The 17126-nt window shown below is 67.2% G+C and carries 18 protein-coding genes and 1 pseudogene; 13 read left to right on the top strand and 6 right to left on the bottom strand.

Annotated elements, in window-relative coordinates:
- Window positions 1-380: 380 nt before the first annotated feature.
- Complete coding sequence (locus ACSDR0_RS45420) at window positions 381-866, bottom strand: MarR family winged helix-turn-helix transcriptional regulator (RefSeq protein WP_435295188.1); 486 nt, start codon at window positions 864-866, stop codon at window positions 381-383.
- Between the two features lie 434 nt (window positions 867-1300).
- On the opposite strand from ACSDR0_RS45420, the gene ACSDR0_RS45415 reads away from it, so the two are divergent.
- Complete coding sequence (locus ACSDR0_RS45415; protein ID WP_435295187.1) at window positions 1301-1537, top strand: hypothetical protein; 237 nt, start codon at window positions 1301-1303, stop codon at window positions 1535-1537.
- Window positions 1538-1853: 316 nt separating this feature from the next.
- On the opposite strand, the gene ACSDR0_RS45410 is transcribed toward ACSDR0_RS45415, so the two are convergent.
- A complete protein-coding gene (locus tag ACSDR0_RS45410) occupies window positions 1854-2327 on the bottom strand; it encodes a MarR family winged helix-turn-helix transcriptional regulator (RefSeq protein WP_435295186.1) in 474 nt (157 codons plus the stop codon).
- An 85-nt stretch (window positions 2328-2412) separates the two neighbouring features.
- On the opposite strand from ACSDR0_RS45410, the gene ACSDR0_RS45405 reads away from it, so the two are divergent.
- The 6 genes from ACSDR0_RS45405 to ACSDR0_RS45380 all read left to right on the top strand — a co-directional run bounded on the left by ACSDR0_RS45405 (window position 2413) and on the right by ACSDR0_RS45380 (window position 9809).
- Window positions 2413-2787, top strand: coding sequence for a VOC family protein (locus tag ACSDR0_RS45405; protein ID WP_435295185.1), 375 nt, complete (start codon window positions 2413-2415; stop codon window positions 2785-2787).
- Window positions 2788-2996: 209 nt separating this feature from the next.
- Entirely contained in the window at window positions 2997-4415 is a 1419-nt protein-coding gene (locus ACSDR0_RS45400) for a M20/M25/M40 family metallo-hydrolase (protein ID WP_435295184.1), read from the top strand.
- A gap of 279 nt (window positions 4416-4694) precedes the next feature.
- Window positions 4695-5177, top strand: a complete 483-nt coding sequence (locus ACSDR0_RS45395; RefSeq protein ID WP_435295183.1) for a GNAT family N-acetyltransferase — start codon at window positions 4695-4697, stop codon at window positions 5175-5177.
- Window positions 5178-5557: 380 nt separating this feature from the next.
- A complete protein-coding gene (locus ACSDR0_RS45390) occupies window positions 5558-8083 on the top strand; it encodes an alkaline phosphatase D family protein (protein ID WP_435295182.1) in 2526 nt (841 codons plus the stop codon).
- A 563-nt stretch (window positions 8084-8646) separates the two neighbouring features.
- The gene (locus tag ACSDR0_RS45385; protein ID WP_435295181.1) at window positions 8647-8895 is read left to right on the top strand and encodes a hypothetical protein; all 249 of its coding nucleotides are present in this window, start codon (window positions 8647-8649) and stop codon (window positions 8893-8895) included.
- A gap of 551 nt (window positions 8896-9446) precedes the next feature.
- A complete protein-coding gene (locus ACSDR0_RS45380; RefSeq protein ID WP_435295180.1) occupies window positions 9447-9809 on the top strand; it encodes a hypothetical protein in 363 nt (120 codons plus the stop codon).
- Between the two features lie 122 nt (window positions 9810-9931).
- Here ACSDR0_RS45380 and ACSDR0_RS45375 read toward each other — a convergent pair whose 3' ends face one another.
- Window positions 9932-10303 (bottom strand): DUF5997 family protein, encoded by a 372-nt coding sequence (locus ACSDR0_RS45375; RefSeq protein WP_435295179.1) that lies wholly within the window; start codon window positions 10301-10303, stop codon window positions 9932-9934.
- Window positions 10304-10358: 55 nt separating this feature from the next.
- On the opposite strand from ACSDR0_RS45375, the gene ACSDR0_RS45370 reads away from it, so the two are divergent.
- Together ACSDR0_RS45370 and ACSDR0_RS45365 are read left to right on the top strand one after the other, a co-directional pair.
- Window positions 10359-11093, top strand: coding sequence for a LysR family substrate-binding domain-containing protein (locus ACSDR0_RS45370; protein WP_435295178.1), 735 nt, complete (start codon window positions 10359-10361; stop codon window positions 11091-11093).
- Between the two features lie 162 nt (window positions 11094-11255).
- Window positions 11256-11612 carry a helix-turn-helix domain-containing protein gene (locus ACSDR0_RS45365; protein ID WP_435295177.1) on the top strand — a complete coding sequence of 119 codons (357 nt, stop codon included), beginning with the start codon at window positions 11256-11258 and terminating at the stop codon, window positions 11610-11612.
- A gap of 27 nt (window positions 11613-11639) precedes the next feature.
- Here the strand turns inward: ACSDR0_RS45365 and ACSDR0_RS45360 are convergent, their stop codons facing one another.
- Window positions 11640-12230: a ClpP family protease gene (locus ACSDR0_RS45360; protein WP_435295176.1), complete on the bottom strand. Its 591-nt coding sequence runs from the start codon at window positions 12228-12230 to the stop codon at window positions 11640-11642.
- Window positions 12227-12853, bottom strand: a complete 627-nt coding sequence (locus ACSDR0_RS45355) for a ClpP family protease (RefSeq protein WP_435295175.1) — start codon at window positions 12851-12853, stop codon at window positions 12227-12229. The genes ACSDR0_RS45360 and ACSDR0_RS45355 overlap by 4 nt, the downstream gene beginning before the upstream one ends.
- A gap of 590 nt (window positions 12854-13443) precedes the next feature.
- Between ACSDR0_RS45355 and ACSDR0_RS45350 the strand changes: the two genes are divergently transcribed.
- The 4 genes from ACSDR0_RS45350 (at window position 13444) to ACSDR0_RS45335 (ending at window position 16020) form a co-directional block, all read left to right on the top strand.
- Window positions 13444-13578, top strand: coding sequence for a hypothetical protein (locus ACSDR0_RS45350; protein WP_435295174.1), 135 nt, complete (start codon window positions 13444-13446; stop codon window positions 13576-13578).
- 273 nt (window positions 13579-13851) lie between these two features.
- Window positions 13852-14643 carry an ArsR/SmtB family transcription factor gene (locus tag ACSDR0_RS45345; RefSeq protein WP_435295173.1) on the top strand — a complete coding sequence of 264 codons (792 nt, stop codon included), beginning with the start codon at window positions 13852-13854 and terminating at the stop codon, window positions 14641-14643.
- A gap of 664 nt (window positions 14644-15307) precedes the next feature.
- The gene (locus tag ACSDR0_RS45340) at window positions 15308-15694 is read left to right on the top strand and encodes a type II toxin-antitoxin system RelE/ParE family toxin (RefSeq protein ID WP_435295172.1); all 387 of its coding nucleotides are present in this window, start codon (window positions 15308-15310) and stop codon (window positions 15692-15694) included.
- Window positions 15691-16020 carry a helix-turn-helix domain-containing protein gene (locus ACSDR0_RS45335; RefSeq protein ID WP_435295171.1) on the top strand — a complete coding sequence of 110 codons (330 nt, stop codon included), beginning with the start codon at window positions 15691-15693 and terminating at the stop codon, window positions 16018-16020. The genes ACSDR0_RS45340 and ACSDR0_RS45335 overlap by 4 nt, the downstream gene beginning before the upstream one ends.
- 106 nt (window positions 16021-16126) lie before the next feature.
- On the opposite strand, the pseudogene ACSDR0_RS45330 reads toward ACSDR0_RS45335, so the two are convergent.
- Window positions 16127-16495 (bottom strand): annotated as a pseudogene (locus ACSDR0_RS45330) (transposase); the annotation flags it as partial.
- Between the last annotated feature and the right edge of the window lie 631 nt (window positions 16496-17126).

Here is a 17126-nt window from a genome sequence, read left to right as displayed (position 1 = left end):
TCTGCCGCCCCGTCGCGGGAACAACCCTCACGCCAGCCGACGAGGTACGCGCCGGGGCCGGGCCGAGGTCCACCCGCGGCGCGTCCAGGAGACCGCGCCCGTACAAGCGGTCACCCGTAACAACGCCCGGGGAGAGCGGCCTCGGCCGCCGGGCACATTCCCGCGGTGACGCATGAGGACCCGCTGTGAGCGGACGCGCCATCTTGACCACAGGGCACGGGTTCGACGGACCCGGCAAACCGCACCGCACCGGCCATCTCACCGGCGAGGACGGCCGGACCCCCGTCGGCGATGGCCGCGGCCCTCAACGCCGGGTCCGCCGCGAAAGCCATATGAGACGAAGCCCGCCCACGCGGCGGGTAACCGGCGTGCTGCCGGGCTTACGCCTCACCGCCTGCGGGATAGGCGAACCGGGTCAACAGATCTTTCAGTTGCTCGGCCTCGCCGGGCCCCAGTTCGGCGACCAGACGCCCGGCCAGCGGCTCCGCCGCCACATGGGCCGCGTCGAAAAGCTCGACGCCCCGAGGCGTGATCTCCACTGCCCGCACTCGCCGGTCCCCCGGAACGGTCTTGCGTACGGCCAGCCCCATACGCTCCAGATCGTCCACGACCCGCATGATTCCCGCCTTGTCCGACCCCGTCGCCGTCGCCAGGTCCCGCTGCACCGTGGCCCCACGGTCGGCCAGCACGATCAGCACGGAGAAATGCCGCAGCTCAATGCCGAGCGGCCGAAGCGCCTCCGTCATCACCGTGGCCGCGCGCCAGTGCGCCTGGCGCAGCAGCAAGCCGAGAGCGAAAGGCGAGGCATCCCCGGGGCGGTCGGTCGCACGCGAGGCGGCGGTTTCGTGGGGAACATCGGCGGTCATAAGGTCATATTACCCGATGTCTTCTCATTCGATACGGTATCATGTGAGATTAAATACGGCTCGACGGCTCTGACCGCCGCGCCACCCCGTTGGCTCGATCGACAAGATCTTCAGCGGGAAGATCTCCACCCGCCTCGAGGTCCGGTCGTCCGGCCCGAGTTCGAGAAGGCCCTGGCCGCCGCCCGGCAGACCAAGATCTGCGCCTCGCACCGCCACGTCATGCTCACCGTGTACGAGCCGAAGCGGCCCGGCCACGGGAGCGCGGTCACTCCTCACCTACAAAACCGTGCGGGACGCCCTGCTGTTCAGGCCAGGCGAAACAGCCTCGGAAGGCGAACCATCCGGCCGAAATATGGAGAAACGATATCTCCCCACGCCCGACACCCGATGGTGCTCTTGAGGTGGCCCTCCTTCCCGACCGCGAGGAGTCACCCGTGAAGATCCGCCGACCATCCGTCGCACTCGCACTCGCGGTGGCGCTGGGCACCGGCGTCCTGTCCACCGCCGCACCCGCCACCGCGGCCTCATCCGCGTACGCCGTCATCGTCGGCTACTACCCCAACGCCGCCAGCTGCCACCACGCCGGCGGGCAGGGTGTGACCAACGGCACGTGGCCCTGGTACACCTGCTTCCAGTCGGGCAGCGTCTGGGCCCTCCAGGTGCCCGGGTAGACCACCCGCGAGTCCCGGACGAGCGGCGCGGATCTCCGGACAACCTCGCCGTTCGCCCGGCCGCCGGCCAGGAGGGGTCCCAGGTGACGGGTCACCCCGCCGGGCGCGCCTCGGCCACCGGTGCGCGACACGCCACACGCCCAAACCCTGGCGGCCTTCCGCGCGACCTCCCACACGCTCAGCCCCTGGCGGCTTTCCGCGCGACCCGCCACACGCTCAGCCCCTGCGGCTTCCGCGCGACACGGCAGCCCCGTGGGCACATTCCAGGACTTCAGGGCGCGTCGCGACACAGTGAGCTGTTTCCAGGTCGCGACACCTATGCGCCGACGTCGTCGGCCAGGCGCTGGAGATAGCCCGCGAACCGCCGCCGGTCGTGCTCGGCCCAGGAGGCGGTCAGCTCCTCGAATGCCTGGCGTTGCCACTGCCTGGCCCCCGCCAGCAACTCCTGCCCGCTCTCCGTGAGCCGCAGGGAGGCGCGACGCCGGTCGTGTTCAGAGGTGGCGCGGGCGAGGTAGCCCGCTTCGACCGCGTCCCTCACCATGCGGCTGGCGCCCGAATGATCAAGCCCGAGCTGGTGCGCCACAGTGCCCACGGTGACCGCCTCGTGCGCCCCGGCGACGGGCGCCGCACCGGCCAGGTACGCGTTCGCGGCCACGGCCTCGACGACCAGGATGTGCTGCACGTGACGCGACTCGCCGGTCAGCTCCTCCGACGCCCGTCCGGCCCACCTGCGTGACCAGAAGCGCACCAGGCGGAACAGCGTGGGCCCTCCGTCGCTCCCCTCTTCCATGCTCTCACCCTACGGCAATTTGCATGCGATACGCACATATGGTTGTGTGCGAATCGCATACAACTTCATCGAAGGAGGAGCCCCCATGGCCATCGTCATGAACCATCTGATCGTCCCGGCCGCCGACCGGAACGTGGCGGCCACGTTCTTCGCCGACCTGCTGGGTCTGCGGGCCGGCCCGCCCGCCGGACCGTTCGCGCCGGTCAGCGTCAACGACGACCTCACCCTCGACTTCGACGACCGCCACCGGCCCCAGCCCGGCCACTACGCGTTCCTGATCGACGACGACACCTTCGACGCGGTCATGGAGCGGCTCAGACGGAATCCGGCGATCGACTACGGCTCCGGTCCCATGAACGGCTGGGACCGCGACATCAACCACCTCGGCGGCGGCCGCGGCGTGTACGTACGCGACCCCAACGGGCACAGCTACGAGTTGTTCACCGCCGTACCGCAGTGATCGCCGATTCACCCCGTTCCAAGGATTGGATACGGGGCGTTTTCGATGGTGGGTATTACCGGGTTCGAGCCGGTGGCATCTCGTGTGCGAAAGGTCCTCGCGAAATGATCTCTCGTGTATTCGCCGAGCCCATTGATCGTCGTGGGAGGGCTTCTCAGCCCCCTGCCTCCGGCGGAGTCCTCGTCGATCCCGGGTACCATAATCCGGCTATGGATTATGGAAGAGTTCACGAAGCGGTCGCCAAGAGCTGGAACGAAGACGTGCTGCCCAGCCTTTCCGGCCTGGTGGAGATACCCGCGTTGTCGGCCGCCTACGACGCCGCCTGGGAGCGGACCGGCCATCTGCGAAGCGCCGCCGACCACGTGCGGGACTGGATCGCGTCGCGCGGCCTGCCGGGTGCCCAGTGTGAAATCGTCCAGTTCGACGGCCGTGCCCCGCTTCTTCTCGTGGACGTGCCCGCGACCGCCAACGCCGTGGCGCGCGGCACCGTGCTGCTCTACGGTCACCTCGACAAGCAGCCCCCGCTCGGCGACTGGTCCGAGGGGCTGGGTCCGTGGCAGGCGGTGGTACGTGACGGCCGGCTCTACGGTCGTGGCGCGGTCGACGACGGCTACTCGGGCTACGCGGCGACGACCGCGTTGACCGCGATCCAGGCGGCGGGCGGCGAACACGCCCGGACGATCCTGCTGCTGGAGACCGGCGAGGAGTCCGGCAGCCCGGATCTGCCCGCGTACCTGGAGCATCTGTCCGACCGCCTCGGTGAGGTGTCCCTGGTGATCTGCCTGGACGGTGGCGGTGGCGACTACGAGCGGATGTGGCTGACCGAGAGCCTGCGTGGCGTGGTGCAGGCGACCGTCACGGTGCGGGTCCTGGAGACGTCCGTGCACTCCGGGGTCGCCAGCGGTATCGTGCCGAGTTCCTTCCGCGTCATGCGCCGGTTGCTCGACCGGGTGGAAGACTCGGTGACCGGCGAGGTCACCGTCCCCGAGATGAACGTGCCGATCCCTGCGGATCGGCGAGCCGAGGCCGAGGCGCTGGCCGCGATGGAGCCGGGAGCCGCCGCGCGCCGGTATCCGCTCGTCGACGGGATGCGGGCGGTCTCGGACGACGACGTCGAACTCATCCTCAACAACACCTGGCGGCCCACGCTGTCGGTGATCGGCGCGGCCGGGCTCCCGGACCCCGCGGTGGCGGGAGCCGTGCTGCGTGCCTCGACGTCCCTGCGGCTGAGCTTCCGGACTCCCCCGACGGTCGACGCCGAGGTCGCGCGAGCCGCGCTGGTGAAGATCCTGACGACCGACGTGCCGTACGGCGCACAGGTCGAGGTAGGCGACTTCCTTCTGGTGAACGGCTGGCGGGCCCCGGAGACCGCTCCCTGGCTGGCCGCGGCGCTGGAGGAGATCGGCGATCAGGTGTTCGACGAGCCGTGCCGCGGTTTCGGCATCGGCGGCGGGATCCCGTTCATGGTGATGCTCGGCCGGCGCTATCTGAACGCGCAGTTCGTCGTCACCGGCGCGCTGGGGGCGGACTCGAACATGCACGTGCCCGACGAATGGTTGAACATCGCGTTCGCGGAGCAGGTGACCGAGGCCGTCGCGCACATCCTCGACGCGCACGCCCGCACCTGACCACTCGCCGCAGCCGCCCCTCGGCCGAATTCTGTAATGGACCTCAGGCATGTCGCCCGGGTGGTCCCCGTCGAGGCACCCGGGACCGGACGGCGCCGAGACGATCCGGTCGACGCCGTTGTCCGGCGGGACACTATCGTGGTGTGCCATGGAGTGCTTCGCCGCTTGGCGTACTCGTAACTGAGGGCCCGGCTCACCGCTGACACCAGGCCGTGAGCGGGCTAACTGATGCCCTTTTTCGTTTAGGTATCAAGCCCTCAGCCCGAAAGGCGCACTTCCATGCTCATCCGCCCGTTTGTTCAGCATGACCTGGCGCGGCTCACCGAGTTGACCATCGAGACGTTCCGGCCGTTCTACGAGGACTACTTCCGCCCCCTGGTGGGTGAGGTCGTCTTCGCCAACCAGCACGGCGACTGGCGCGACGACTATCGCGAGCAGGTCACCGATCTCCACGCCCCGGACCGGCACAGGCACGTCGCGGTCGCCGAGACCGAGGATGCCGTCGTCGGCTACGTGGCCTGGTTCCTCGACCCGGCTCGCAGGAACGGAACCGTCACGCACCTCGCCATCTCGGCCGAGCACCGCAGGCACCACGCGGGCACCGCGCTGTGCGAGCACGCCTTCCGTGAGATGCGCTCCCTCGGAGCCGAGGTGGTCGAGATCGGTACCGGGGGCGACCCCTTCCACGCGCCCGCCAGAGCCCTCTACGAGAAGCTCGGGTGCACCCCGCTCCCGGTCACCGTCTACTACCGGAGGCTCTGACCGAAACCCCCTCCGGGACGGCGCCCTCACGGCCTGTCCCGGAGGGGGCGAGCACCTGTCCGACCTTGCTTTTGAAACAGGCCCTGCTTTTGAAACGGGCCCTGGATCCGCCCGGCGCACCTCCATGCGCACCTCGGATTGACGGACCCGCGCGTCAGGGAGACAGCCGACCTCGCGCCTCGCCGGGAACCGTAAGTGGCGGACCTTCAGCCGCTCGACGGCGATTTCCGATCGGCGCCCCATCTATCACAACGACTCGGTGCGTGTGTTCCAGCGCCGCTCCATGTCCGATATGTCGTCGGTTTACCGACGGATCTCATATCCGAATCGTTCATGACGACGATACTGAGGCGGCGTTGGCCTCCTACAAGCTCTTCGCCGTGACTTCTCTGAAAACCCTTGACCGCCGCGGATTTCTCGCCCTCGCGGGCGGTACCGTCGGCGTCCTCGCGGCCGGGCAACTCGCGCCGGCGCCCGTCGCCCACGCCGCGGAACTTGACGGAGCCCCCTTCACCCTCGGCGTGGCCTCCGGTGATCCCAACCATCACAGCGTCGTTTTGTGGACCCGCCTCGTCCTGGACCCATTGAACGCCGAGACCGGCGGCATGCCCGCGCAGCCTGTCGATGTGCAGTGGGAGGTGGCGCGCGACGAGTCGTTCCGCAACGTGGTCCAGAGGGGTTCGGTGACCGCCCTGCCCGAGTCCGCGCACACCGTGCACGTACTCGCCGAGGACCTGTCGCCCGACCGGTGGTACTGGTACCGATTCCTGTCCGGCGGGACCTACAGCCGTGTCGGCCGGACCCGTACGATGCCGCCGCCTGGAGCGAAAGCCGACCGGATGCGGTTCGCGTTCGTCTCCTGCCAGTCGTGGGCCGGCGGTCCGTACCCCGCCTACCGGGACCTGGCCGAGCAGGACCTCGACTTCGTGCTGCACCTCGGCGACTACATCTACGAGACGTCAGGCGGCAGCCTGACCGAGTTCCGCCGGCTCCACGCCCAGTACAAGACCTCCCCGGATCTGCGCGCCGCCCACGCCCGTTTCCCCTTCTTCCTGACCTGGGACGACCACGAGGTCCAGAACAACTACGCGGGCGACATCGCGGGCGGCGCCGGTGACGGTCGTCCCTTCCTCGAACGCCGCGCCAACGCCTACCAGGCGTACTACGAGCACCTGCCGATGCGTCCCGAGCAGCGGCCCGACGGCCCGGACGCCCTGATGTACCGGCGGGTCCAGTACGGCAAACTGGCCGAGTTCAGCGTGCTCGACACCCGCCAGTACCGAAGCGACCAGCCATGCGGCGACGGCCGCAAAGCCCCGTGCGCGGAGGCCGAGGATCCGGCTCGTACGATGACCGGGCCCGAGCAGGAGCAGTGGCTGCTGGACGGTCTGAGCCGTTCGAAGGCCCGCTGGAACGTCATCGCCCAGCAGACCATCATGGCCGCCTTCGACTACGACCTCGGTCCTGGAAAGGTCGTCAACCTGGACCAGTGGGACGGCTACCCCGCCGCCCGATCCCGCATCCTCGGCTTCATCGCCGAGAACCGGCCCTCCAACCCCGTGGTGCTCGGCGGTGACTGGCACACCCACTGGGTCAACGACCTCAAGCTCGACTTCGACGACCCCGGTTCCGAGGTCGTCGCCACCGAGTTCGCCGGCACCTCGATATCCTCCGGCGCCGGCTGGGACGCGGACGTGCGGGCCGGCCTGGTCGCGAACCCGCACGTGAAGTTCTACAACGGCACCTACCGCGGCTACGTGATCTGCGACGTCACCCCGCAGCGATGGCGCAGTGACCTGCGGATCGTCCTGAACGCGGCGGACGCCGCCTCCCCGGCGTTCACCATCGCCGCCTTCGAGGTGAAGGACGGGACGCCCGGGGCGCGGCGGATCGACGTCGGCGACGGACTGGTCGGCCACATCGTCGACCGGGCCACCGGCGCCCCGCTCGCCAACGTCCAGGTGACGGTCACCGGAACGGACGGTCGGCGGATCTCGACCGGCACCACCGACACCACCGGCGAGTTCCTCGCCTTCGCACCCCCCGGCGACTGCACGGTCGCCACCAACGGCGTCGGCTACGAGCCGGTCACCGTCGCGGCGACCGTCCGGAAGGGCGTCCAGACCCAGGTCGACGTGAAGCTGGAGCGCGCGGCGGTGCGCGCCGGCACCGGCCGTCCGGTGCCCGGCCCGCAGTCCCAGGCGACGGCTTCCGACATCGTGCTCTCCAACGACATGCTCGCGCTGGCGGTCTCGGCGATCTCGCAGGACTCGCAACTGCCCAATGTGACCGTCGGCAAGCCTCTGGACCTGGCGGCCGTCGGCCACCTGGACCAGCTCGACTGGCTGAATCTGCCCTACGCGTCAGCCGTGCAGCCGCGCGGTTCCAATGCCTGGCAGCAGCTGACCGTACGGTCCACATCGGTGGAGATCCTTTCCGCCGGGGGCCCCGAGGCCGGCGTCCGCGCCACCGGGACGAGCACAGCGGTGCCGGGCATCGAGGTGGTGACCACGTACACCGTCCGCGCGAGAGAGCCCTGGGTCACCGCGGAGAGCGTCTTCACCAACCGCGGTACCGTGCCGCGCACCTTCTGGCTGGGCGACGTCGTGGACCACGACGGCGCCGGCCAGCGCAGCGGCGTCGCCGGTCACGGCACCGTGACCGCCTCGGCCCCGGCCGACTTCACACCCACCGCGCCGTGGATCGGCATGACCGGATCGGACGGGCAGACGTACGGGTTGCTCTACGACGAGGCCGGCTTCACCGCCTACGCCTGCGGGATCTGGGTGATGAGCCAGCGCCAGGTGACGATCGAACCCGGAGCCGCGTTCACCCTGCGCCGTAGGATCGCGGCGGTCCACAACGGCGGCGCCGCCGACCCGTTCACGGTACTCGCCGCTCTCTGACCCGACTCCACGCTCCCGGGGTCCCACGTGCTCATATTCGACGGGGAGTCACCCGTGGTCGATGCGGGCTGGGAGCGGTTCTCGATCCACGGTGGCGGTCCGCGCGGCAGAAGAGAGCCGCCAAAACCGTCAAATTCCATCGCTTCTCAAGCTTCCTCACCGGTGTGTCGAAGTGCCACGGGCGTTCCGGGAAGAACCGGAGAAGGCGTGCGAGAAGCTCACCGACGCGATGAACAGCAGGCTCTCCGGAGTTCGTCCGAGGGATGGCGACAGATCTTCGGGAGTGCTCGCCGGGGTGGGCCAATGGCACGAAGCCCCGTTTCCATGACCGGAAGCGGGGCTCTTTCGGTTCCACAGGTTCTGGGCGTTGCTCCACTCACCTTGCCGGCCCCGCGTGCCCTTACGGCTTTCGTCGGCCGCAGGGCCCGGAGTCGGGCACAGCCCTCCCCCACGACCGCAGGAGGCGTCCTGCTTGCGGCGCGTCTCTCGGAGCCGGCCCGAATTGTCAGCCCTGTACGCCATGATCAGCACGCATGTGTCCAGCCCCTCCCTCAAGGAGCGCCATGGCAGAGATCATCAAGACACTTCTCGACTCGCGCAAGATAGCGTGGCACCTGCAGGGGGTCGCAGACGTTGAAGCGCCATGGAGCGCCGTCGGAGACGCCTATGGGGAAGCCTGGATCGCCGGCGGCCCCAACGGCATCTCGCTAAGCGCCACCTACTGCGATCACGTTCTCGTCGAATACGAGCTCTGGGACGGCGAGCCGCCCGCCTCGACTGGGATGAAAGTCAGCCCGGAAGCATCTACCTGACTTCCGGGAAAATATGTGCGATCAGGTGCTACTCCGGAGATTTCGATTACCACGAGGAGTTCGATCTCGGCCGTCGAGACCATGAATGGCGATTCAGGGTCCACCGCAAGCTTCTCGACCATGAGAATTTCACGGCGGACATCATCGGCTTCGCCCTGTTCAAACTGCAGTTCTGGTCACCCGGGGAGGCTATACATCCCTCGGAGGACCGACCAACCGCATAGCTCCCGAACAGCGAGAAGGCCTGGCTCCATGATCCGGGTCCAAGCCTTTCGATCCTGTGGAGGCGAGGGGATTCAAGCCCTTGGCCCCTTCGACGCGAAGCAATCGCGGTACCGGCCTCACCTGGTTCGAGACCACGCCCTTCCTGCTGGGATCGTCAGCGTCCGGGGGGTTGTCACTCAGCTGGTCACTCAGCCGCAAGGGCGTACGGGCGAATGATCGCCTACGCTGGGCCAGCATTGATCTTTCTACCCCCTAAGAGGCTCCCCGTGTCAGAGTCACACAAGACCGAGCTGATGCCACAGGCAGTGAAAAGGGCTCGGTGGATCATGTGGATCCAGGTGGCGCTACCGCTGCTCGGGTTCCTGGTTCTCTCCCTCTTCCTCAACCTCAACGGCACGATCAGCGTCGACGACGTCATCGGCAATATAGGGCTGTCGCCCTTCCTTTTCATCCTCTTCATTCTCGGCATCGCGACCACGGTGTTGACCGGCGTGCTGGCGGCCAGCTACTCCTCACGCAAGAGATGGGTGCGAATCGCCGCTCTCGTGGTCGAGGGTTTCATGATCCTCGACGGAGGATATGGCTTCGTGTCCGGCGCCAGCCTCGGCAGCCTGCTTAATCTGGTCCTGGCCGGCGTCGTCGTGTTCCAGCTTTCCCGCCCTGTTGCCGTGGCATGGTTCGATCGCTGATCCGGCCTTGTCAACGATCCCGATGCCTCGGCGGGGTTTTCTACTCGGATGGTCACTCGGCGAGGCGGTGGCGGCAGCCTGAAGACGCGTCCGGGGTCGGAGACGTGCGGGATCTCAGCTGTCTAGCGCTGCTTGAGGCGGAGTGCTTCTTTGCGGGCCTCGACCTGGTTGGACTGCTCGCGCTCCAGCCACGCCGGGTTCTCCGCTTTCAGCGCGTCGATCTCAGCGGTGGTGAGCGGTCCGGTGATCCCACCTCTGAGCAGGCCGGCAATGGAGACCTTGAGCTTCGCGGCGATGACCTGCTTGGTGTGCGGGCCGTTGCGGCGCAGGTCAGCGAGCCAGGCGGGGGGCGTCGACTGCAACTCGTTCAGCTCGTCCCTGGAGACGACACTCGCCTGGAACTCGGCGGGAGTGGCCGAGAGGGGGACACCCAGCTTCTTGGCCGCGGTCGCGGGCTTCATCGTCTGGATGGTCTTTGGTTTGGGCGAGGTCATGGTGTCAAGAGTAGTCAGCCGGAACAGGTTCTCTTGACATCGGTATCCTGAGGAAGTGACTGATGGAGAGACCGGCAGGCTGTTTCGACTGGCTTACGTGCCCGGGGTGACACCCGCGAAATGGGTCAACGTCTGGACCGAGAGAATGGCCGACGTGCCGGTTACCCTGGTCGCGGTTCCCGCCGCCGAGGCGGCGGGACTCCTGCGGAATGGCGGCGCCGACGCCGGATTCCTCAGGCTGCCGGTCGACCGGGACGGGCTCAGCGTGATTCCCCTCTACGTGGAGACCATGGTGGTCATGGTGCCCAAGGACCACGCGGTGGCCGCCGCCGACGAGGTGACCGTCGCCGACCTTGTCGACGACGAGGTGTTCCATCCCCTGGACGACACCATCGAGTGGACGGTCCGGCCTGGGCTGCCCGCGTTCACCCGCCCGGCCACAACGGCGGACGCGGTCGAGCTGGTAGCGGCCGGCACCGGGATTCTCCTGGTTCCGCTGTCGCTGGCACGCCTCCACCACCGCAGGGATCTCACCTACCGGCCGGTGTCGGACGCGCCGCAGTCTCAGGTTGCGCTGACCTGGCCCACGGACGCGACCACCGACCTGGTGGAAGATTTCATCGGCATCGTCCGCGGCCGGACGGTGAACAGCTCGCGGGGCCGTACCCCCGCCGCCCCCGTGGAGAAACCGGCACAGCGGCAAGCAAAAAAACCCGTACAGAATCAGAATGGCTCCGGTCGCCGGGCCGTGCTGGCCGGCCGTAAGAAGAAGGGCAACCGGCCTCGGTGACCTGCGGACGGACGCGCCGATGTGATGTCAGTTCGGCTCGCACATCAGAGTTCGAGTCGCGATTCTCACCGGCCCCGAGGGCCGGGACGGAGGAGGCGAGGGACGGTTCCGCTCTGCGCGAAGCCAGCAGAACTCGAACGCGCCGTCTACTTATGGTGAGGCATGGCCTCCTCTGTCCCGCCGCTACGTCCAGCGATCGATCGGACCGCCCCTAAGCCGTCTCCAGCTCGCGAGCCGCTGTGGCGGCACGCGCTCGGTGAGCGTCTCAGAAGCCTTCGTCACGAGCGGGGCGAGAAGTTGAGCGAGACGGCGCGTCGCGCCGGCGTCTCGCCGCAGTATCTCTCCGAGATGGAACGAGGCGTCAAAGAGCCATCGAGCGAAATGATCGCTGCGGTCGCCGGCGCGCTGGATGTCACCCTGGTCGATCTGACCCTTGCCGTTGCCGAGAGCTTGCGGTCTGCTCAGAGCAGCACGTCGAGAGGCGCTACCTGCTCGGCGGCGTACGCTCTGGCCGCGTAGCGTGGCCTGCCGGGATCATCCACGAGCCTATGAATGCTCCTCGATGATCTGATCGAGGAGCCCGTACTCCAAGGCCGCGGTCGCGGTGAACACGCGATCGTGATCGGTGTCGGCGCGTAGGGTCTCGATGGTCTGGCCCGTGTGCCGTGACAGTATGCGCTCGATGTCTGCTCGGACACGTACGACCTCATCGGCTTGCAAGATGAGGTCGGGGATCGTTCCGCGCCCCTGAGCAGCCGGTTGGTGCAGGATTATTCGTGCGTGCGGGAGAGCGGCACGTTTTCCTTCGGCGCCTGCGGCGAGAAGGACGGCACCCACCGCGATGGCCTGTCCAACGCAGGTTGTCTCAACCCGCGGGCGGATATAGCGCATGGTGTCGTATATCGCGAGCATTGCACTCGGGTCCCCGCCTTCACAGTTGATATAGAACTGTATGTCGGCATCAGGATTGTCCGACTCCAGAAAAATAAGCTGTGCGACGAGCGCGTTCGCGACGCCCGCGTCAATTGCGGTTCCCAGATAGACGATTCGCTCGGTGAGCAGGTGCGAGTAGACATCCATGATCCGCTCGCCACGAGAATTCCGGGCGATGACGTTAGGGATCGTGTACGTGGTCACTGGCCGACTCCTTCGGTGACGCCGAATCCGGGCCGTGGTCGATTGTTTGGCGCGATTTCGTCGAAGCTCTGGACGATTGCGTCTATGAAGCCGTAGTCCAGCGCCTCTTGCGCCGTGTACCAGCGATCATGCAGAGAATCCTCGAATATGCGCTCTACGGGCTGACCCGTGTCCTCGGCGATAAGACCGAGCACCGTGTCGCGAGTATGCCGAAGGTCGCCGGCCTGCAGTTCGATGTCGACCGCGGTGCCGCCGATTCCGGCCGAGCCCTGGTGCATCAGGACACGTGCGTGCGGCAGGGCGCGGCGCTTCCCTCGGGTGCCCGATGACAGCAAGAATTGCCCGGCGCTGTAGGCGATGCCCAGCACGAGGGTCGATACGTCGCAGGGAATGAGTCGAATGATGTCACGGATCGCAAGCATCGAAGGAACCGAGCCGCCCGGGGAGTGAATCCACAACGCGATATCGGTCGATGCATCCTGCGTGGCGAGTGCTATCAATTGCGTGGCGAGCAACGTCCCATTGTCGTCATCGAGGGGGCCGTCGAGAATGAGGACACGCCGCTCGTAAAGCTCACGTCTTACTCGCGCGTTGAACAGTGGAAGTTTCGATTCTTCGCCCATGCGTCCATCATGTGGGGCGATCCGGATCGGAGTCGACGCGATCCGCCTGGGGCAGATCTGCTCTGAGCAGAGAGAACTCGGTTTCCGGCCCGGTTCGCAGCATTGCGGCCGGGAATCGACTGGGGCGAGCGCGCCCTTCTGCTGCCCGCGCCTTTCGGCCCCGCCCCCTCGTCGTCTCCGCCGTTTTCTTCTCCGCCTGGCGGTGTCCTCTATCCCTGCCGCGAACCCCGCCCAGATCCGTTACCAGCGTCCGGTGTAGAGCTCCCCATCTCCCCTCCGTCATACCGCTCCCCCGGCCTGAGGCGGCACCTCCACCGGGGACTGTACGGTTTTCGGCTCCGGCTCTCTTTCGGTGGTAACGGAACGTGCGCGTCAAGCCGACCTCGCGGAGCCGGGCGGTTTCCTCACCAGACACCTGTGGGACCGCACGGTCGCCCGTACCCATGCTCGCCGGACCGCGCCACGACACCCTTCCGGCCTGCTGATTCGTCTCCAGCGCCTCCTCATCACCCGTGACCACACTCGGTCACCACCGAATCTGAGACAGAGCGGTTTTTTCTACGGTCCCTTTGTTGGAGCTTGTTAAGCGTGTGTCGTATGAGCCCGACCTGAGGGGCCTCGATCAGCCGCGCTACGTGGTCGTCAACGGCCGGCCCGAGGGCAGCCACCTGAACGAGGTGACGGCCACACGTGGGGGCGTGTGCGTCGGTTGCTTCTACACGTGAGGGGGACGATCGCTGTTCGAAGAGATACCGGGTGAAGCGCGCGGAACGCCCGTGAACGAAGTCGGGGCGAACCCGTATCGACCGAGGTTCCATGACCGGCCGTCGGGTGTGCACTGTGCGCGTCGGCACCTGCGAGACCGTGCCAAGGGTGATCAGCTCCCGCATTCGCCCGTTGTAGCCGCGCGCCTTGACAGGCAGCCATCCGGCTGCCTAAATTAAAGGCAGCCGAAAGGCTGCATATCGACAGACGGCAACCTGGGTACGAGGGCGGGCATGGACGAGGTGTTCAAGGCACTGGCCGATCCGAGCCGACGCGCGCTGCTCGACTCGCTCAACGCCCGCAACGGGCAGACGCTGCGCGAGCTGTGCGCCGGGCTCGACATGGCCAGGCAGTCCGTCAGCAAGCACCTCGCGGTGTTGGAGGAGGCCGGGCTCGTCGCCACCGTGCGGCGGGGCCGGGAGAAGCTGCACTACCTCAACGCCGCGCCCGTGCACGAGATCGCCCACCGGTGGATCAGCCGCTACGACCAGGCCAGGGTTCAAGCCCTGGCGGACCTGAAACTCGCCCTGGAGGAAACCCCGATGGACGCGCCGACCTTCGTCTACACCACCTACATCCGCACCACCCCGCAGAAGCTCTGGCAGGCGCTGACCGAGCCCGCCTTCACCCGCCGCTACTGGGCCACGGAGTTCACTACGGACTGGTCCGTCGGCTCGCCGATGACCTGGGACAACCACGGCGTGCTGATCAGCGACCCGGAGCAGGTCGTGTTGGAGGCCGACCCCTACAGTCGGCTCTCCTACACCTGGCACGCCATCACCCCGGAGCTCGCCAAGCGCTTCGGCTGGGACGAGGAGCTGCTCGCCCGGCTGTCCGGCGAGGCCCGCTCGAAGGTCACCTTCACGATTGAGGAGAACGCGCAGGTCGTGAAACTCACCGTCGTGCACGACGGCTTCGAGCCCGGATCGAGCCTGGCCGAGATGGTCAGCTACGGCTGGCCGCACGTGGTGGCGAGCCTGAAGTCGCTGCTGGAGACCGGCGAACCGCTGCCGGACGATGCGTGACCTCCCCGATCAGGGCTCGACGACGTCGCGAGGTGCCGACGGGCCGCCTCGCCTGGGCGACCGCCCAGGCGAGCAGCCCGAAGACCCCGCGGTCGCGCCGAGCGCCACCCAGAAGCCGCCGTGCCTGCGGTAGGCACGCACGGAGTTGCGCCGGTGCGCCTCCTCGAAGCCGCACGCCATCCGGGCCATATGGGGCAGAGGTTCTCAGTCACCCAAGCTCCGTTTCCATGATCGGAGACAGGGCGTTTTGGCTGGTGGGCACTACTGGGTTCAAACCAGTGACATCTCGCTTGTAAGGCGATCCGAGCGGGGGCGCGACCAGGATCGATACCGACCTGACCTGGGTGTACGGTCCACGACCGTCCACCGTTGTCCAGCCCCGTCCGTGGTCGTTGTCACCCAATTAGTCACCCAGAACTCGTGCTCTCCGCAGGCGTCTGCGGCTCCCCCGCCCACACGTCCCGCCCGTTGCGTCACAACTCGGAGGCGTGGTAGCCAAACCGGTCGAGCAGCCCGTCGTCCTGTATGTAGCAGCGCAGGTGCGTCCTCGGCGATTTGTCTCCGCACCCCTGGCGCAAGGGGGATCTGCCTGCCTTGTCGAACGAGTCTCTTCAATCTGGCCGAATCTCCGGCCCGGATATGAGTCAGAAGTTATATTCTAAAGATGACCTGGGAGATCGTCCTACTGGACCACGTAGAGTCCTGGTTCCTGAAACTCTGTGAGAGTGATCCAGACTCGGCAATCCTCGTCGAGAAGGCGATCGACCGGCTCGCTGAGGTCGGCCCCACCCTCGGTCGCCCCTTAGTGGACACGTTGGAGGACGACGACCTGAACAACCTCAAGGAGCTCCGTCCAGGCTCGCGAGGACGATCAGAGATTAGAATCATCTTCATCTTCGACCCCGACAGAGAAGCGGTCTTTCTCGTAGCCGGAGACAAGGCAGGCAAGTGGTCGCGCTGGTATGACGAAGCGATCCCGCTGGCCAAGTCTCGCTACATGGAGTACCGCGCGGAGAAGAAGGCCGAGAAGACCAAGGAGGACAGGCGATGAGCCCTGCGCGCCGCTGGCAGGAGGTCAAGGCTGAGGCCCACCGGCTCCATCCCGAGCTGGCCGACCCCGAGCGTCAGGCTGCCGCCGAAGCCGAACTGGATGCATACGTGGCGGGCTATCACCTGAAAGAGCTGCGTAAGTCACTGGGCAAAACCCAAGCCGAGGTCGCCGCCGCGCTCGGTATCTCCCAGTCGCGGGTCTCCCAGATCGAAAATGGTGACCCCGATGCCATGGAGCTGGAAACTCTCCGGGCCTACGCGGCCGCGCTGGGCGGACACGTCGAGGTGACGATCAGCGTCGGCCCGCACTCCGTCAAGGTCGCCTAAAGACGAGCCGGGCTCATCTGAGACGACCCCTCTGTGACATACAGGATCGCTCACCGTGCCGCCCCGGATACGCGGCTAGGTTAGGGCCTGTTCTGAGTTCGGATCTTTAGGCGGGGTCAAGGCTTCGGATCCATAGGATGGCGCCCCGTATGTAGAGCCCGGCGATGTAGCTTTCCGGCGTCTTATCGAAGCGCAAGGCCAGCCCCCGCCACTCCTTCATCCGGTTGATGCAGCGCTCGGCGGTATCGCGTTCCTTGTACAGCGCCACATCGTGGCGGATGGGGCGGCCTCCGCGTGAGCCGCGCTTCTTGCGGTTGGCCGCCTGGTCCTTCTTCTCCGGAATGACCGCTCGGATACCGCGCCGACGCAGGTAGAGGCGGTTGGCGCGGGAGGGGTAGGCCTTGTCCGCGGCCACCGCGCCGGGCCGGGTGCGGGGCCGGCCGAGCCGGAGGCGGACCTCGTCGGCTACCGCCAGCACGCCGTCTGGCTCAGCCAAGACGAGCTCCTGGACATGATCAGCCAAATGCGTCACGCGATCGCGCCCCGGCTGGCGAACCCCCCACGCCGGACCGCACGCAATACCTGCTCAGCCCGATCCTCTTCCCGATCGACGAACCGCCCGCCGGCCCCCAGGGCGACTGAGACACCGCCCGCCCTGCTCGCCCGAACTCGAAGGGCCGCTCCGCCTCTCGCCGCCGCGGACCGGTGTTTTCGCCGGTCCGGCGGGAAACACGATCGGGCAGCACGGGCGCGGTTTCGGGTGAATCTTTCATCCGACTCCGCCTTGCGTCCCCACCTGGACAGCGGGCGCGAGGGCGGTGTTTCCCGAGGTCTCGAAGGTCCTTTCCCAGGCCTCACACCGACTCGGGGAGGCGATGACCGTACGGGCGATAACGGTGTCTATACATCCTCCGAGAACCGTCCGAACCTGGAACCGCCGGCGCGAACGGGCGGCGGCCAACGGGATGGCTCAACGGGAGGATGATCATTCGTGGGACTTGGTAAGGGCTTGTCACGGAACAGGGTTCTGACGTCGGCCGCGGCCACCGCGCTGCTCGCGGCCGGGGCCGTCATGGGCGGCACGGCCACCTCCGCCGAGGCGGCGG

The organism is Streptosporangium sp. G11, assembly GCF_051192615.1.
GTDB lineage: Bacteria > Actinomycetota > Actinomycetes > Streptosporangiales > Streptosporangiaceae > Streptosporangium.
This window is presented reverse-complemented; position numbering and strand designations above follow the sequence as displayed.

What these genes read in the sequence shown, in the direction of transcription:
- ACSDR0_RS45420 (WP_435295188.1), bottom strand. Translation starts at nt 866, where the DNA reads ATGACCGCCGATGTTCCCCACGAAACCGCCGCCTCGCGTGCGACCGAC.
- ACSDR0_RS45410 (WP_435295186.1), bottom strand. Translation starts at nt 2,327, where the DNA reads ATGGAAGAGGGGAGCGACGGAGGGCCCACGCTGTTCCGCCTGGTGCGC.
- ACSDR0_RS45405 (WP_435295185.1), top strand. Translation starts at nt 2,413, where the DNA reads ATGGCCATCGTCATGAACCATCTGATCGTCCCGGCCGCCGACCGGAAC.
- ACSDR0_RS45400 (WP_435295184.1), top strand. Translation starts at nt 2,997, where the DNA reads ATGGATTATGGAAGAGTTCACGAAGCGGTCGCCAAGAGCTGGAACGAA.
- ACSDR0_RS45395 (WP_435295183.1), top strand. Translation starts at nt 4,695, where the DNA reads ATGCTCATCCGCCCGTTTGTTCAGCATGACCTGGCGCGGCTCACCGAG.
- ACSDR0_RS45385 (WP_435295181.1), top strand. Translation starts at nt 8,647, where the DNA reads ATGGCAGAGATCATCAAGACACTTCTCGACTCGCGCAAGATAGCGTGG.
- ACSDR0_RS45380 (WP_435295180.1), top strand. Translation starts at nt 9,447, where the DNA reads ATGTGGATCCAGGTGGCGCTACCGCTGCTCGGGTTCCTGGTTCTCTCC.
- ACSDR0_RS45375 (WP_435295179.1), bottom strand. Translation starts at nt 10,303, where the DNA reads ATGACCTCGCCCAAACCAAAGACCATCCAGACGATGAAGCCCGCGACC.
- ACSDR0_RS45365 (WP_435295177.1), top strand. Translation starts at nt 11,256, where the DNA reads ATGGCCTCCTCTGTCCCGCCGCTACGTCCAGCGATCGATCGGACCGCC.
- ACSDR0_RS45355 (WP_435295175.1), bottom strand. Translation starts at nt 12,853, where the DNA reads ATGGGCGAAGAATCGAAACTTCCACTGTTCAACGCGCGAGTAAGACGT.
- ACSDR0_RS45345 (WP_435295173.1), top strand. Translation starts at nt 13,852, where the DNA reads ATGGACGAGGTGTTCAAGGCACTGGCCGATCCGAGCCGACGCGCGCTG.
- ACSDR0_RS45340 (WP_435295172.1), top strand. Translation starts at nt 15,308, where the DNA reads ATGACCTGGGAGATCGTCCTACTGGACCACGTAGAGTCCTGGTTCCTG.
- ACSDR0_RS45335 (WP_435295171.1), top strand. Translation starts at nt 15,691, where the DNA reads ATGAGCCCTGCGCGCCGCTGGCAGGAGGTCAAGGCTGAGGCCCACCGG.